Source organism: Bradyrhizobium sp. AUGA SZCCT0283, from assembly GCF_018130385.1.
Lineage (GTDB): Bacteria > Pseudomonadota > Alphaproteobacteria > Rhizobiales > Xanthobacteraceae > Bradyrhizobium.
The window spans coordinates 101,536-116,898 of the sequence record NZ_JAFCLU010000007.1; the positions used below are offsets into that span (position 1 = coordinate 101,536).

Genomic DNA, 15,363 nt, shown 5'->3' on the forward strand with positions numbered 1-15,363 from the left:
CGGAATGATGCTGACACGTTTTGGCAGCATGCCCTGATAGACTTTAGTCGGCTTGGTAACGGGGCGGATCAATGTCGCGCGCACAGCGCCTGCTCGATCTCATTCAGCTTTTGCGTGGCTATCGACGCCCCGTCAGCGGCGCGGTGCTAGCGGAGGCGCTCGGGATTTCGCTGCGCACGCTCTACCGCGACATCGAAACCCTCAATGCGCAGGGCGCGCATATCGATGGTGAGCCGGGCATCGGCTACGTGCTGCGTCCGGGATTCATGCTGCCGCCGCTGATGTTCTCGGAAGACGAAATCGAGGCGATCGTGCTCGGCTCGCGCTGGGTGGCGGACCGCACTGACGCGGCGTTGAGTGGCGCCGCACGCAGCGCATTGGCCAAGATATCAGCCGTGCTTCCGCCCGACCTCAAGGCCGGCCTCGATACGTCGGGCCTGCTGATCGGGCCGGGAACAGCGATCGCCACGGGTGACGCCGAACTGCCGGTCATTCGCTCGGCGATCCGGACCGAGCGCAAGTTGCGGATCTTCTATCAGGACGGCAGCGGCCGCAGTTCCAACCGGACCATCTGGCCGTTCGCGCTCGGCTTTTTCGACCGCGTGCGCATCGTCGTAGCGTGGTGCGAGTTGCGTGAGGGCTTCCGGCATTTCCGGACCGACCGGATCAGCAAGGTACAAGCGGTCGACAAGCGCTATCCGCGCCGTCGTCAGGTTCTGCTGAAGGAATGGCGCGCCAGCGAAGGAATTCCGAACGGTAGCGAATTTCACTACTGACAGTTTTTGGCAGGGTCATCTTCTAGGCTGAACGCATGCCGGACGCCCTCAGAGCGGCTTCGGCAGCGATGTTCAACCAGGAACCTGCCAATGCCAAATTTCAGTTTCGTTCTGCTCTATGTCGAGAACCCGCCGGCCAGCGCCGGCTTTTATGCCGATTTGCTCGGCCGCCCCATCCTCGAGACCTCGCCGACCTTTGCGATGCTGCCGCTGTCGGAAGGCGTAATGCTGGGACTGTGGTCGCGCAAAACCGTGGAGCCTGCAGCCAATGCGCAGGCAGGCGCCACCGAAGTCGCGTTCACGGTCGAAAGTGCCGCGGCAGTCGAGGCGACCTTCGCCGACTGGAAGAAGCGCGGGCTGAACGTCTTGCAAGAGCCCGTGCAGATGGATTTCGGCACAACCTTCGTCGCGACCGATCCCGATGATCATCGTCTGCGCGTATTCGTTCCGGCGGCGGCATGAGCAGGAACTGGGTAGCGGTGGCTTCCGCCGAACATGTTCGCATCGGCCGAGGCCAGGGATTCATGCAGGTCTGTCACGGCAAGGCCGGGCCGCTCAAGCGCGTCCGGCCCGGCGACTATGTCGTCTATTACTCGCCAACCAGCGTCTTCCGCGGTCAGGATAAATTGCAGTCGTTTACCGCAATCGGTGTCGTGGATGACGAGTCGCCGTATCAGGCAAGTATGGGCGGCGGTTTCTTTCCGTTCCGCCGTAACGTCAACTGGTGCGCGGCCCGGGAAGCGCCGATCAAGCCCCTCGTCGGGCGGCTCGAGTTCACGACGGTCAAACGTAACTGGGGCTTTCAGCTCCGCTTCGGACTGTTCGAAATCTCCGAGCACGACATAAAGATGATAGCGGCAGCGATGGACGCACAGCTTTCAGCGGCGTAACGACAAATCATGCCCGCCGGCTTAGCTACTGGGCCAGCCGAAGTTCCGCAATGGTCGTTCTCGCGGTCGCCTCGTCCAGCGGAAAAAAGTCGATTGGCCCGGGATTGTCGTAACCCGAGGTCAGCGCGGTGCTGAGCGCTAGCCCCAATATTCCGCCTCCGGTAGCGCCCGCGGTGGCGATCATGGCGTTTTTTCTCTTACTCGTCCGCGCCACGAAGAAATAGGTTCGGCCGGATTGGGCTGTGATGTCGTGCCGCGTCACGCCCGGGAATGCGGCCTCGGTAGCCGTCAATTGAAGCTGGCCGTTCGGACGATCGGCGAAGGCGAAGGTGCCGGTCTTGAGGCCGGTGATCGGCGTTCCATCGAGCTGAACGTCCCACGCCCCATCGACGATGCCGCCAAAGCCTTTTTCGCGCAGCACGACGACACGTGCGTGCCCTGCTTTTGGCGGGCCGACCTTCCGCGCGATCGCCGAGTAATCCAAACCGTCCCTTTGGGTCTCACAGCCGCCCAGCAGCAAGACCGATATCAGTAACGCCACGCCTCGCCAAAACACAGTACGCCCCAAAATCCATTCCCCGGCCATTTTTTAGCCAAAGCTCGAAATGGTTGCAACAGCGCTGGCGTTTCCGCGCCCGCAAAATCACAGGTTGTGATCAAAATACGACGGTGGCGTTGCACCGCTGCGCACGACCTACAGCGTCTGCACGTCAACGACGCCCGCAACCGCCTTGATCGCGCCAGCGATCTGCGGCGAGACCTTGAAGCGCCCCGGCAGCTTCATCTCCACCTCGGTCTGCAGGTCGAGCATGATGACGAGCGAGACGTCGCCATCGGCGCCGCCCGATGGCGCAGGCGCGGGTTTTGCCGGCAGGCCCTTTGCCGAGCCGTTTGGCGCGGCGGCTTCCGGCATGTTGAGCCGTCGCGCGATGGAATCCAGCGGCTTGGTGTCGCGAACGAAAATCCGCAGGCCCTTTTGGGTTTTCGCCGCGGCGTCATCCAGCGGCTCGGCATGCAGCACCCGGGCGCGCACGTCCTCGCCCTGCAGTTCGGCGCCGAGCTGCAGCAACACCGCAGCCCCCGGCTCCAGCACGTCGCGATACTGCGCAAGGCCTTCCGAGAACAGCACCGCCTCGAAATGGCCGGTCGGGTCTGACAGGCCCATGATGCCCATCTTGTTGCCGGTCTTGGTGCGCCGTTCCATGCGCGACACAACCGTGGCCGCGACCTTGCCCGCGGTCGCGCCGGTTTTGACGGCGCGCGAGAATTCCGCCCAGGTCTGCACCCGCAGCCGCTTCAACACCGTGGCGTAATCGTCGAGCGGATGGCCGGACAGGAAGAAGCCGACGGCGTCGTATTCACGGCGGAGTTTTTCGGCCGGCAGCCAGGGCTCGATCTGCGGCAGCATGATGGTCGGCGCGTCGGCGGCGTTGCCGAACATGTCGTTCTGACCGATCGTTGCAGCTTCGTGGCTGCGCTGGCAGGCGGCGAGAATGGCGTCCGCCCCGGCAAAGACGCGGGCGCGGTTGGTTTCGAGCGTGTCGAATGCGCCGGCAGCGGCCAGGCTTTCGATGATCCGCTTGTTGATCGCGCGCGGATTGACCCGCGCCGCGAAGTCCGCAAGCGAGGTGAAGGCGCCCTTCTTGCGCTCCTCCACGATCTGCTCGACTGCCTGGATGCCGACACCCTTCAGCGCGGCCAGCGCATAGTAGATGGTGTTCTCGCCGACCTCGAAGGTGGCGCCCGAACGGTTGATGTTCGGCGCCTCGACCTTGATGCCGAGCCGCTGCGCCTCGGCGCGAAATTCCGAGAGCTTGTCGGTGTTGTTGAGTTCAAGCGTCATCGACGCTGCCAAAAACTCCACCGGGTAATGCGCCTTCATGTAGGCGGTGTGATAGGACACCAGCGCATAGGCGGCGGCGTGGCTCTTGTTGAAGCCGTAGTCGGCGAATTTGGCGAGCAGTTCGAAGATCGTGTCCGCCTGCCCCTTCGGCACGCCGTTCCTGACCGCGCCGGCAACGAAGATCGCGCGCTGCTTTTCCATCTCGGCGCGGATCTTCTTGCCCATCGCACGGCGCAGCAGGTCGGCGTCGCCGAGCGAATAGCCGGCCATGACCTGCGCGATCTGCATCACCTGTTCCTGGTAGATGATGACGCCGAATGTCTCCTTCAGGATCGGCTCCAGGATCGGATGCAGATATTCCGGCTCCTCGTCGCCGTGCTTGCGCGCGCAATAGGTCGGGATGTTGGCCATCGGGCCCGGGCGATACAGCGCCACCAGCGCGATGATGTCCTCGAAGCGATCGGGGCGCATGTCGATCAGCGCGCGCCGCATGCCCTGGCTTTCCACCTGGAACACGCCGACCACGTCGCCGCGCGCCAGCATCTGGTAACTGGGGGCATCGTCGATCGGCAGCGTCGGCAGATCGACATGAATGTTGCGCTGCCTGAGCAGCTTCACGGCGACGTCGAGCACGGTCAGCGTCTTCAGGCCGAGGAAGTCGAACTTCACGAGCCCCGCCGGCTCGACCCATTTCATGTTGAACTGGGTCACCGGCATGTCGGATTTGGGATCGCGGTAGAGCGGCACCAGTTCGCTCAAGGGACGGTCACCGATCACGATGCCGGCGGCGTGGGTCGAGGCGTGACGCGTCAGCCCTTCGAGGCGCTGGGCGATGTCGAAGGCGCGCGCGACCACCGGATCCTCGTCGCGGAACGCCTGCAGCTTCGGTTCGCTCTCGATCGCCTGCGCCAGCGTCACCGGTGCGGCCGGATTTTGCGGCACCAGTTTTGTCAGCTTGTCGACCTGGCCATACGGCATCTGCAGCACGCGGCCGACGTCGCGCAGCACGCCGCGTGCCTGCAACGTTCCGAAGGTGATGATCTGCGCCACCTGATCGCGGCCGTAGCGCTGCTGCACGTAGTCGATCACCTCGCCGCGGCGGTCCTGGCAGAAGTCGATGTCGAAGTCCGGCATCGACACGCGTTCGGGATTGAGGAAGCGCTCGAACAGCAAGCCAAAGCGGATCGGATCGAGATCGGTGATGGTCAGCGAATAGGCGACCAGCGAACCGGCGCCGGAGCCGCGGCCGGGACCGACCGGAATGTCGTGGGCCTTGGCCCATTTGATGAAGTCCGAGACGATCAGGAAGTAGCCCGCATAGTTCATGCGGTTGATGACGTCGATCTCGAAGGCGAGACGCTTCTGGTACTCCTCGTTCGTGGTGCCGGGCGACAGGCCGTGAACCTGCAGGCGCCGTGCGAGCCCCTCCTCGGCCTGGCGCTTCAGCTCCGCGGCCTCCTCAGTTGCCGCGTCGGAACCTGAACCGGCGCCGACCGTGAAGCGCGGCAGGATCGGCTTTCGCGTCTTCGGGCGAAACGAGCAGCGCTCCGCGATCTCGACCGTGGAGGCCAGCGCTTCCGGAATATCGGCGAACAGCACCGCCATTTCGGCGCGGGTCTTGAAGCGGTGATCGGGTGTGAGCTGGTCGCGATCGGTCTCGGCGATCAGCTTGCCGCCGGCGATGCACAACAGCGCGTCGTGGGCCTCATAATCGTCATTCGCCGCGAAATATGGCTCGTTGGTCGCGACCAGCGGTAATCCTTTGGCGTAGGCGAGATCGATCAGGCCGGCCTCGGCGCGGCGCTCCTTGTCGATGCCGTGGCGCTGCAATTCGACATAGAGGCGATCGCCGAATAGGCTAGCCAGCCGGTCGCAACGGGCTGCCGCAAGGGCTGCATGATCGCCATGCAGCGCCAGCGAGATCGGCCCGTCGGGGCCGCCGGTCAGCGCGATCAAATCCTCGGCATCGCCTTCCAGCCATTCGAGCTTGATGTGCGGGGATTGGTGAACCGGCGTCTCCAGAAAGGCCCGCGAGTTCAACCGCATCAGGCTGCGATAGCCGCGCTCGCGCGCCGCCAGCAGCACGATTCGCGACGGCGCCGCGGCCATCGCGTTGCGCGCGTTCGGGTCCTGGTCGCCGAAATCAATGGCGAGTTCGCACCCCACGATCGGCTGGATGCCGTAGCCCGCCATCTTGTCGGAGAATTCCAGCGCCCCGAACATGTTGTCGGTGTCGGTCAGCGCCAAGGCCGGCTGGCGGTCGGCCTTGGCCAGTTCGCCGAGCTTGGCGATCTTGATCGAGCCCTTCAGCAGCGAATAGGCCGAATGAACGTGGAGGTGAACGAATCCGGCACTGGACATGGTCGCTTAACGGGCTCTTGCATCAGGATGGGGAGCGATCATCGGCCGCTGCTGCGCGCCGACTCAGCCACCCGCAATGGTGATGCCTTGGCCTTGCGGAGTCCACGCGGAACGCAGCCTCCGCGCCCGCCGTCCGGCTTTTCCCCAGCCCGTCCGCACGTTCGCTTGGATCAGGTTTCGGCCTGGATCAGGTTTCCGATCCCGCTTCAAAGCTGCGGAATCACCTGCGCCCAGACCGCGATCATCGCGACAAACAGCGTAATCGACGCCAGCGCCGCCGCTTCTTCCACAAACATCCGCAACATCGTCCGACTCCTTACGATATGAGAACATATGAGGAACATTGTTCCTTTTTTGTTCTTGGAGTCAAGGGGGCGGTGGTGGGTCAGTTTGAAATCCACCCCCGAAAGAAATTCGCTTGGTTAATTCAGCGGCGCACCGGTGCCGATCTGTTGGGGTCCCTAGGACGTTTGGGGTGGCTTGTCCTGCCCACTTTCTGTCTGTGGACGTTCAATAAGTTCGTATGAGGGAACGTGGGTGGACTCCAGCCACGATTCCAGCGCAGCGCCGCAGACTGCGCAGACCGCGTCACCCGTTTGCGGTACCAAGAACTTCTCTTCAGTGCGTCTATACTCGGCGCCGCAATTGCATTGAACAATTGTCGCCATCCGCGAAATATGCGCCCGGAACCGCCCGTTTTCCAGCCCGGAACTCTGCCATAATCAAACTGACCTGGTTAATTCCAGCCCCGGGGTCATTCGAAGCTCCTCATGAGCTTCTCAATGTAATCGTTCACTACCTCAGCGAAATCACGCTGATCGCCAGAGGTTGCCGCGTCGCGATGGGTCTGCACCACCCGCTGAACCTCCTGAAGGGCGCCGGTCCGATCGGAAGGCTTTGTGGCGGCCAGATATTCGTCAATCGACCGTTCGGCCATCGGGACACCATTGGTGTCAGCCATTCCGATCAGTCTTCGCAGGTCGCCGGAACATTTTTCAAAATCTGCCATCCGCCAAATATGCGCGCCGTCCCGCGCGTTTTCCAGCCCAGAACTTCGCCACAGTCAGACTGCCCACTACCCAAAGGTCTCGATTGAAGGAGTTATGCCGGCAAATCTCGATGGTTAATCGGCCTCTCCGCCCAAGAAAAAAGCCCCGGGCAGCGCCCGGGGCTTCGATGATTCGCGAGAATCGCGAACGATCAGTATCGCGCGATGACCGGGCCGCCGAACTTGTAGTTCAGGCGGGCGGTGACGAGATCGACGTCCTGACGGATGCGGTCGGTGCCGAAGGCGAGGCCGCCCGGCGTGGTGAAGTTGTAGGTACGGTCCTGCATGAACAGGTGATCGTACTCGACACCAACTGACCAGTTCGGGGCGAAGGCGTATTCGAGGCCGGCGCCGATCGTGCCGCCCCAACGGGTGTCGTCGCCGGTGACGCCAGCGAGCGCGCCGCCTACAACGTTGTTGACGCGGTAGCTGTTCGAGGTCACTGCAGCACCGCCCTTGACGTAGAGCAGGACGTTGTTGACGGCATAACCGACCTGACCGGTGAACAGGCCGAACGCATCGACGTTCGTGTGGTTGCGGAAGGCGGGGAACTGCAGGCTCACATTGCTGCCCGAGAAGTCGGCCCAGTTGCCCTGGGCTTCAACACCGAACACCCAGGTGCCAGCCTGCCAGCGATAGCCGACCTGGCCACCGACGGTTCCGCCGGTCGCGTCATGCGAGCCCTCGGCGCCAAAGCCAACCAGATCCCAGGAGTTGCGGCTCGAACCCCAACCGCCGTTCGCACCGATGTAGAAACCGGTCCAGTCATACACAGCAGCGACCATCGGGGGCGCCTTGGTGTAAGGACGCGCAGCGAGATCAGCAGCAACAGCCGGCGCAGCCGCGCCGAGCGCGATCAGACTGGCCGTAACAAGCAAAACCTTCTTCATTCTTTTTATTCCCGTTCCTTTTTGACAGCCCCCAAGGCCGTGACAGCCTCTTAGCATTGTTCGCTCGAATTGCTGTCACCTCGCTGCAACAACACACATCAAACGGCCGCAGTATGAACGTAAGTTAATGTTGTGCTGCAGACGTTTTTCGAAACTTTGAACCGGAACCTGCCGCAAAGAATTCACATTCAACTTTGTGACGGTATTGCAGGGTGGAATAGCTTGACGGGAGTGCGCGGGTGCGGCTTGTGTCGATGAAAGTGGAACCGGCAAAGCGCGGAAATGCGATGAGGAGATTCGAAATGCGTAAAGCGATTCTAGCCGTGCTGGCCGCGAGCGCACTGGCCGCACTCGGCGCCGCGCCTGCCGAAGCCGTCGGCACCCGGTATCCGTTCTGCCTTCAGGGAGACGAGTATCCGGGGCTGAGCTACTGCACTTTCACAAGTTACGAGCAGTGCCAGGCGACCGCTTCGGGACGCTTTCTCTATTGCATCGCCAATCCGTATTATGTCGGCGAGAACGAACCGCCGCCCGCCGCGTATCGCCGACTGCCCGGCCGCGCGCTGCCGCCGGCCCCCGGCTACGGCAGATACTGAGCGCCCACCGAGGGCTCATCGCGCCGCGCCTGCGCACGCTGAGGAACATTCAACGCGCGAACGTGATTTGACGCGGGCGTGGGTGGATCGTCTGGTTAGCGGCTGAAGATTAGTGGCCGAAGATTTCTGGGACTGCGGCGGAGGATGCAATGCGAAGGGCATGGCTGGCGCTGATGGCGGCCGGTGCTGTGTCGGCAGCGGTTGCGATGCCGGCGATGGCGCGCGAGTTTCCCTACTGCATCAAGGGCTGCGATTTCGGCGGCGGTGCCGGCGATTGCAGTTTTTCGTCGCTGGCGCAGTGCCAGGCAACCGCCTCCGGGCGAGATGCGAGTTGCGCTGCGAATCCCTATTTCAACGCCAAGGCGGACATGCTGACCGATCGCAGCCGCCAATCCCGAAGGAAATTCTGATGCGCATTCCGGCGTTGGCAATTCTGGCGATCGGAGCGGCCTCGGCAGCGGTACCGGCGCAGGCACAGACCTACGATCCCAACTTTCCGGTTTGCCTGCATGTCTACGGACCGATCACGTATTACGAATGCCGCTATACGTCGCTGCCGCAATGTAACACGTCGGCCTCGGGGCGTGCGGCGCAATGCGTGCTCAACCCCTATGCGGCCTATCAGGACCGGCCGGCGCGCAAGCGCGGCGTTTACTGAACCGTCCCGGATTATTCTTTGAGCATGATCTCCGCGCAAACGCGTTCCGCGTTTGTCGCGAGGAAAAACCGGTACCCACTTTTCCGGATCATGCTCTACTCCAGTTCGACGACCTGACCATCGACCAGCGACACCCGGCGGTCCATCCGCCCGGCCAGTTCCATATTGTGGGTGGCGATCAGCATCGCGACCTGCGTCGCCTTCACCAGTTGCATCAACGCCTTGAAGACGTGATCGGCGGTGTGCGGATCGAGGTTGCCGGTCGGCTCGTCCGCCAATAGCGCCCGCGGGGCATTGGCGACCGCGCGCGCAATGGCGACGCGCTGCTGTTCACCGCCGGATAGCTCGGCCGGCCGGTGCGTGACGCGGTCGGCGAGGCCGAGATAGGCCAGAATTTCCGTCGAGCGCTTGATAGTCTCGGACCGTTTGAGGCCACGGATCATCTGCGGCAGCATCACGTTTTCGAGCGCGGTGAATTCCGGCAGCAGCCGGTGCGACTGATAGACGAAGCCGATGTCGGAGCGCCGGATCTGGGTGCGGTCGATGTCTGATAATTGCGAGGTCGGCGTGCCCGCGACATAGACCTCGCCATCATCGGGACTTTCGAGCAGGCCGGCGATGTGCAGGAGTGTCGATTTTCCCGAACCCGACGGCGCCACCAGCGCCACCGACTGCCCCGCCCACAGCGCGAGCTTGGCGCCGTTGAGAATGGTCAGCGTCGCCTCGCCCTGCCTGTACTCGCGTTTTATCTCGTGGAGATAGATAACCGGTACGTCTTCCGCCTCCTCGGCCATCTCGTCCTCACTCGTACCGGAGCGCGTCGACGGGATCGAGGCGCGCGGCGCGCCAGGACGGATAGAGCGTCGCCAGGAACGACAGCGTCAGCGCCATGATCACGACCGCGGCGGTCTCGCCGAAATCGACCTCGGCCGGCAGCCGGGAGAGGAAGTAGAGTTCCGGCGAGAACAATTCGGTGTTGGTCATCCAGGACAGGAATTGCCGGATCGATTCGATATTCAGGCAGATCAGCATGCCGACGAAGAAGCCGGTCAGCGTGCCGACCACGCCGATCGCCGCGCCCGTGATCAGGAATATCCGCATGATCGAGCCCTGCGAGGCGCCCATGGTGCGCAGGATGGCGATGTCCTGCCCCTTGTCCTTGACCAGCATGATCAGGCCGGAGACGATGTTGAGCGCGGCAACCAGCACGATCATGGTCAGGATCAAGAACATCACGTTGCGCTCGACCTGCAGCGCATTGAAGAAGGTCGAGTTGCGCTGCCGCCAGTCGACCAGGAACACCGGCCGCCCGGCCGCCTCCGTGACGGCCTTGCGGAACGCGTCGATTCGATCGGGATTGGTGGTGAATACCTCGATCGCGGTCACGTCGTCCTTGCGGTTGAAATAAGCCTGCGACTCCGGCAGCGGCATGAACACGAAGCTGGCGTCATATTCCGACATGCCGATCTCGAACACCGCCGCCACTTTGTACGGCTTGATGCGCGGCGTGGTTCCCATCGGGGTCACGGCGCCCTTCGGCGCCACCAGCGTGATGGTGTCGCCGGCGTGCAGCGACAATTGATCGGCGAGCCGGCGTCCGATGATGACGCCCTGCCCCTCGTCAAAACCTTCCATCGTGCCTTGCTTGATGTTCTTGGCGATCGAGGTGAGGTTGTTCAGGTCGGCAGACCGCATGCCGCGCACCAGCACGCCGGCGGCGTTGAAGGCCGAGGACGCCAGCGCCTGACCGTCCACGACCGGCGCAGCAAGGCGGATGCCGTCGACCTGGCTGATGCGCTCGGCGACATCCTTCCAGTCGGTCAGCGGCGATTCCAGCGGCTGCACCAGCAGATGCCCGTTCAGACCGAGGATCTTGTCCAGCAGTTCCTTGCGAAAACCGTTCATGACAGCCATCACGATGATCAGCGTGGCGACGCCGAGCATGATGCCGAGGAACGAAAAGCCGGCGATGACCGAAATGAAACCTTCCTTGCGGCGCGCACGCAGGTAACGCCCGGACAACAGCCATTCGAAGGGCGCAAAAGGCGGGGTTCGGGCTGTCTCGTTCATGGTCTCATCCATTACTCGATAATCCCATGATTCGGGCCAAATGTGGCCTTATTGGCCAACATTACCGCCACCGTGGATATCTTATCCCGCTATCCTCGCCACTACTTCAACTGGGCTGAAATTCTCGCGCGAACCGTCGCTGCGCCGCTTGATCTCGAGCTTGCCCTCGGCGAGGCCCTTCGGCCCGACCAGAATCTGCCAGGGGATGCCGATCAGGTCGGCGGCTGCGAACTTGGCGCCGGCACGCTGGTCGGTATCGTCATAGAGCACGTCGACGCCCTTGGCCTGAAGTTCCCGATAAAGCTTCTCGCAGGCGCCGTCGACGGCCGCGTCCCCCTGCTTCAAATTCAAGATCACGGCGGTGAACGGCGCCACCGCCTCCGGCCATTTGATGCCGGCGTCGTCGTGGCAGGCCTCGATGATGGCGCCGACCAGGCGCGAGACGCCGACGCCGTAGGAGCCGCCATGGATCGGCACGTCGACGCCGTCGGCGCCGGCGACCATCGCCTTCATCGCGTCGGAATATTTGGTGCCGAAATAGAAGATCTGGCCGACCTCGATGCCGCGCGTGTTGACGCGCTTGTCGGCCGGCACTTCGCGCTCGTAGCGCTCGGCATCGTGGACGTCCTCGGTCGCGGCATAGACCGACGTCCATTGCTTGATGATGTCAGTGAGATCGCCGTCATAGTCGACATCGTCGGGCGGGATCGGCAGGTTGAGCACGTCGCTGTTGCAGAACACGCCGGACTCGCCGGTTTCCGCCAGCACGATGAATTCATGGCTGAGATCGCCGCCGATCGGGCCGGTCTCGGCGCGCATCGGAATCGCCTTCAGTCCCATCCGCGCGAAGGTGCGCAGGTAGGCAACGAACATCCGGTTATAGGCACGGCGCGCCGCCGCCTCGTCGATGTCGAAGGAGTAAGCATCCTTCATCAGGAATTCGCGGCCGCGCATCACGCCGAAACGCGGCCGCTGCTCGTCACGGAACTTCCACTGGATGTGATAGAGATTGAGCGGCAGGCTCTTGTACGACTTCACATAGGCGCGGAAAATTTCGGTGATCATTTCCTCGTTGGTCGGCCCGTACAGCAATTCACGCTTGTGACGGTCGGCGATGCGCAGCATCTCCGGACCATAGGCGTCGTAGCGGCCGCTCTCGCGCCAGAGATCGGCGAGCTGCAGCGTCGGCATCAACAGTTCCAGCGCGCCGGCGCGATCCTGTTCCTCACGGACGATCTGCTCGATCTTCTTCAGGACCCGAAAGCCGAGCGGCAGCCAGGCGTAGATGCCGGCCGCTTCCTGCCGCATCATGCCCGCACGCAGCATCAGCCGATGCGAGACGATCTCCGCCTCTTTCGGATTCTCTTTCAGGATGGGTAGAAAAAACCGCGACAACCGCATGGGACAACTCAAGGAATCAGTAAGATACCGGAAGAGGTGCAGTGAAACCGGATCGGGTGCCAAAATACAAGGCCGGGGCCGGTGAAAAGCGGCTGGAAACGCGGATTTCCGGGCCGTTTTTGGGCCTCGTGGTCCTCATGCCTTCACAACGGCGTCATACCCCGCTGCGCTCCACCCATCTACAAGTTGGTGGAAGCGGGATCCGCTGTCAGCGCACCTGCAATTCATCTTGCAGCGTCACCTTCTCGAAATCGGAGACCAGTGCCTCGATGCGCATGTGCCAACGTCCCGCCAGCGGCAGCGCCACGCCGCGCACATGCCAGTAGCCGTCCGGCCCGAGCGCCGCGCGACGCTCCATCGGCTCGATGCCGCGCTCCGGCAAGCTCATGATCAGCGTCGCCTCTTTGGCCGGCAGCAGCGCGGCGTCGCCCGTCATCAGCTGCAGCACAAAATCGTTGGCGCCGACCTTGCCCGGCGAAACCAGCACCTGAAACATCGCTGCGTCGGTGTGGATATGGACCGAGAGCGGCGCCGCAACTGATGCAGCCGAGGCGCGCGGCGGCGGCGTGAACCGCCAGCCGGCGACGACGGCAAGGATGCAAACGACGAGAGCGCATTCCAGCAGGATCGCTCCCAGCAGCGGCCGGGTGTTCTCGTAATTCGCAACGACGGCGGGCGTGCAGACAAACCGGTTCAGCGCGGCAAGGCCGAGCAACAGGATCACCAGCGCCAGCTTGACCGAGAGAAGGATGCCGTATTGGGTTTCGATCAGCGCGCGGACACTGCCAAGCTGGATGATCGAAAGCACCAACCCGCTCAGCACGAGCAGCCCGACCAACGGAATCGCTAGGCCTGAAAACTGCTTGAGCACGCGCGGCAGGTCGTCATTGCGCCAACGCGCCATGGTCGCCAGCGGCGCCAGCGCGCCGATCCAGTAGGCCGCGGCGACGCCGTGCAGGAACAGCAACGGCCGGGTCAGCCATTGCGGCGAGGCGGTCGCGGCATGCCCGCTCATCGCCAGCGACAGCCCGACGCCCGCCATGCACAGCGTGGTCAACACCCGGGCGATCAGGATGCCCGGGCTTTTCCATGCGTACCAGGCGATGGCCACCACCACGATCGCCATCAACAGCGACGGCCCGAGGGAGGTCGCAAGTGCGCTCGCCCACGGCGCCGAGGTCACGATGCCGCCAAGCGGAAGGTTGAGGAGATCGAGGCCTTGGAGGCCGAGCGAGGCCACCGCGCTCACGAGACCGACAGCGAGCGCGCCACGGCTGACCGTCGATCCGCTCGGGCCCTGCCCGATCCAGGCTGCGAAGAACGCGCCGCCGACACCCACGAACAGCCCGAGATAGACCCCGATCCGCGCCAGCCAGATCAGCACCGCTTGCGGACTTGTTTTCGCCGGCGGCGCGGCCCCGGTCACGGCGCCGATTGAAAACACCAGCGATCCCGCCACGGGATGACCGTCCTGCGAAACCACGCGGTAGCTGACGATCTGCGTGCCCTGCGGCAGGTCATCCGGCAGAACGATCAGCACGGATTGGCCGACCGCGCGCGTGGCGACATCGCGCGCCTTGCCATCGGCATCGATGACGCCGATCACGGCCCGAGCAACGCTCTCGTTGAAATGCAACTGCACCATCTTCGGCGGCAGCGTGAGCACGCTGCCATCGGCCGGCTCCGAAGAAAGCAGCGTCGCATGGGCCCACGCGGCGCTCGCAATGCAAAGCGCCGACAGCAGCGCAGCAAGACCAGCGAGCACGCGCGCCATCGGGATGGCTTTACGGCTTCGTTGTCAGCTTGAGTCCCGGCGCCGGTGTCTTGCTGCCCTCTCCGTGGCCGCTCTGGCCTGCTGCCGGAATATCGATCCAGCGGCTGACCCCCTGCTCGCATTCCTGCACCACGGGAAAATACAGCGTGGTGTCCGGCTTCAGGCCCGCCGTGAGATAGCTGGAGAAGACGAACTCGTCGAAATTGTCGTCGGCAAGCTTGCCGCCGCTCCACACCACTTCCTTGACGCCTTCGGACAATTTGCTGCCGTGAAACTCATACTCGGCGGCGTATTTGCCCTTGACGGTCTCGAGGGTCCAGCCCGGCTTGGGCATCGGCTTGATGCCGATCACGCCTTCCGGAATTTGCACCCGCAGCTTGACGGTCGGCGATCCCGCGCAGCCATGCGGCACGGCGAACACCGCCTTGTAGTACGAGCCGACCGGCGCCTGCCGTTTCTCAAGTGTGACATGCGCGGCGGCCGGAGAGGCCGCAATCGCGGCAAGGATAATGACGGCAAAAGCAATCTTCGACATTGGGTGGACCTTTACTTCTTCATGCCGGAATGATCATGCCCCGCGGGCGCCTTCGCGCCGACGCCCTGCACATCGAGCGACAGCGTCACCTTGCCGGCCTTCTCGAATTCGAGCGTGAGCGGCACCTTGTCGCCCTGCTTGAGCGGCGTCTTCAGATCCATCAGCATCAAATGGTAGCCGCCCGGCGCGAGCTTGACGATCTTGCCCGGCTCGATCACGAGGCCCTTGTCGAGCGGCCGCATGGTCATGACGCCGTTGTTCATCGCCATCTCGTGAATCTCGACCTTGCCGGCGAAATCGCCGGCTCCGCTGATCAGGCGGTCCGGCGCAGAGCCCTTGTTCTCGATCGTGAGAAAGCCGCCGGCGATCTTGGCGCCGCCGGGCGTCGCGCGGCTCCAGGGCTGCGTGATGACGAGATCGCCGGCCTTGACCTCCTGGGCGTGCGCGGGTGCGCCCTGGAGAGCAAACAGGGCGGCCACGCAGGCAAGCGTGTGCATAATGTTCTTCATGGTTCGACTTTC

16 protein-coding genes are annotated in these 15,363 nt (G+C 63.3%); 6 read left to right on the plus strand and 10 right to left on the minus strand.

Annotated features, from left to right (window positions below; all coding sequences use genetic code 11):
• Positions 1 to 71 precede the first annotated feature (71 nt).
• The 3 genes from JQ624_RS12150 to JQ624_RS12160 all read left to right on the plus strand — a co-directional run bounded on the left by JQ624_RS12150 (position 72) and on the right by JQ624_RS12160 (position 1,666).
• The gene (locus tag JQ624_RS12150; protein ID WP_212419119.1) at positions 72 to 776 is read left to right on the plus strand and encodes a YafY family protein; all 705 of its coding nucleotides are present in this window, start codon (positions 72 to 74) and stop codon (positions 774 to 776) included.
• A gap of 90 nt (positions 777 to 866) precedes the next feature.
• Positions 867 to 1,238 (plus strand): VOC family protein, encoded by a 372-nt coding sequence (locus JQ624_RS12155; protein WP_212419120.1) that lies wholly within the window; start codon positions 867 to 869, stop codon positions 1,236 to 1,238.
• On the plus strand, positions 1,235 to 1,666 hold the full coding sequence (locus tag JQ624_RS12160; RefSeq protein ID WP_212419121.1) for an EVE domain-containing protein: 432 nt from the start codon (positions 1,235 to 1,237) through the stop codon (positions 1,664 to 1,666). The genes JQ624_RS12155 and JQ624_RS12160 overlap by 4 nt, the downstream gene beginning before the upstream one ends.
• 25 nt (positions 1,667 to 1,691) lie before the next feature.
• On the opposite strand, the gene JQ624_RS12165 is transcribed toward JQ624_RS12160, so the two are convergent.
• From JQ624_RS12165 to JQ624_RS12180, 4 genes are all read right to left on the minus strand, one after another.
• The gene (locus tag JQ624_RS12165) at positions 1,692 to 2,150 is read right to left on the minus strand and encodes a DUF2846 domain-containing protein (protein ID WP_249129756.1); all 459 of its coding nucleotides are present in this window, start codon (positions 2,148 to 2,150) and stop codon (positions 1,692 to 1,694) included.
• A gap of 210 nt (positions 2,151 to 2,360) precedes the next feature.
• Positions 2,361 to 5,870 (minus strand): DNA polymerase III subunit alpha, encoded by a 3,510-nt coding sequence (dnaE, locus tag JQ624_RS12170; protein ID WP_212419123.1) that lies wholly within the window; start codon positions 5,868 to 5,870, stop codon positions 2,361 to 2,363.
• Between the two features lie 754 nt (positions 5,871 to 6,624).
• The gene (locus tag JQ624_RS12175; RefSeq protein WP_212419124.1) at positions 6,625 to 6,879 is read right to left on the minus strand and encodes a hypothetical protein; all 255 of its coding nucleotides are present in this window, start codon (positions 6,877 to 6,879) and stop codon (positions 6,625 to 6,627) included.
• Positions 6,880 to 7,070: 191 nt separating this feature from the next.
• Entirely contained in the window at positions 7,071 to 7,808 is a 738-nt protein-coding gene (locus JQ624_RS12180; RefSeq protein ID WP_212419125.1) for an outer membrane protein, read from the minus strand.
• A 302-nt stretch (positions 7,809 to 8,110) separates the two neighbouring features.
• Here JQ624_RS12180 and JQ624_RS12185 point away from each other — a divergent pair, with 302 nt between their 5' ends.
• The 3 genes from JQ624_RS12185 (at position 8,111) to JQ624_RS12195 (ending at position 9,062) form a co-directional block, all read left to right on the plus strand.
• On the plus strand, positions 8,111 to 8,404 hold the full coding sequence (locus tag JQ624_RS12185; protein ID WP_212419126.1) for a DUF3551 domain-containing protein: 294 nt from the start codon (positions 8,111 to 8,113) through the stop codon (positions 8,402 to 8,404).
• Between the two features lie 149 nt (positions 8,405 to 8,553).
• A complete protein-coding gene (locus JQ624_RS12190; protein ID WP_212419127.1) occupies positions 8,554 to 8,814 on the plus strand; it encodes a DUF3551 domain-containing protein in 261 nt (86 codons plus the stop codon).
• Positions 8,814 to 9,062, plus strand: coding sequence for a DUF3551 domain-containing protein (locus JQ624_RS12195; protein ID WP_212419128.1), 249 nt, complete (start codon positions 8,814 to 8,816; stop codon positions 9,060 to 9,062). Before JQ624_RS12190 ends, JQ624_RS12195 begins: the two co-directional genes overlap by 1 nt.
• A 95-nt stretch (positions 9,063 to 9,157) precedes the next feature.
• On the opposite strand, the gene JQ624_RS12200 is transcribed toward JQ624_RS12195, so the two are convergent.
• The 6 genes from JQ624_RS12200 to JQ624_RS12225 all read right to left on the minus strand — a co-directional run bounded on the left by JQ624_RS12200 (position 9,158) and on the right by JQ624_RS12225 (position 15,351).
• A complete protein-coding gene (locus JQ624_RS12200; RefSeq protein ID WP_212419129.1) occupies positions 9,158 to 9,856 on the minus strand; it encodes an ABC transporter ATP-binding protein in 699 nt (232 codons plus the stop codon).
• 7 nt (positions 9,857 to 9,863) lie between these two features.
• A complete protein-coding gene (locus tag JQ624_RS12205) occupies positions 9,864 to 11,144 on the minus strand; it encodes a lipoprotein-releasing ABC transporter permease subunit (protein ID WP_212419130.1) in 1,281 nt (426 codons plus the stop codon).
• 69 nt (positions 11,145 to 11,213) lie between these two features.
• Complete coding sequence (gene proS, locus JQ624_RS12210) at positions 11,214 to 12,533, minus strand: proline--tRNA ligase (protein WP_212419131.1); 1,320 nt, start codon at positions 12,531 to 12,533, stop codon at positions 11,214 to 11,216.
• Positions 12,534 to 12,741: 208 nt separating this feature from the next.
• The gene (locus tag JQ624_RS12215; RefSeq protein WP_212419132.1) at positions 12,742 to 14,307 is read right to left on the minus strand and encodes a copper resistance protein CopC; all 1,566 of its coding nucleotides are present in this window, start codon (positions 14,305 to 14,307) and stop codon (positions 12,742 to 12,744) included.
• A 10-nt stretch (positions 14,308 to 14,317) separates the two neighbouring features.
• Positions 14,318 to 14,842, minus strand: coding sequence for a YcnI family protein (locus tag JQ624_RS12220; RefSeq protein ID WP_212419133.1), 525 nt, complete (start codon positions 14,840 to 14,842; stop codon positions 14,318 to 14,320).
• 11 nt (positions 14,843 to 14,853) lie between these two features.
• Positions 14,854 to 15,351, minus strand: a complete 498-nt coding sequence (locus JQ624_RS12225) for a copper chaperone PCu(A)C (RefSeq protein WP_212419134.1) — start codon at positions 15,349 to 15,351, stop codon at positions 14,854 to 14,856.
• Positions 15,352 to 15,363: the final 12 nt, after the last annotated feature.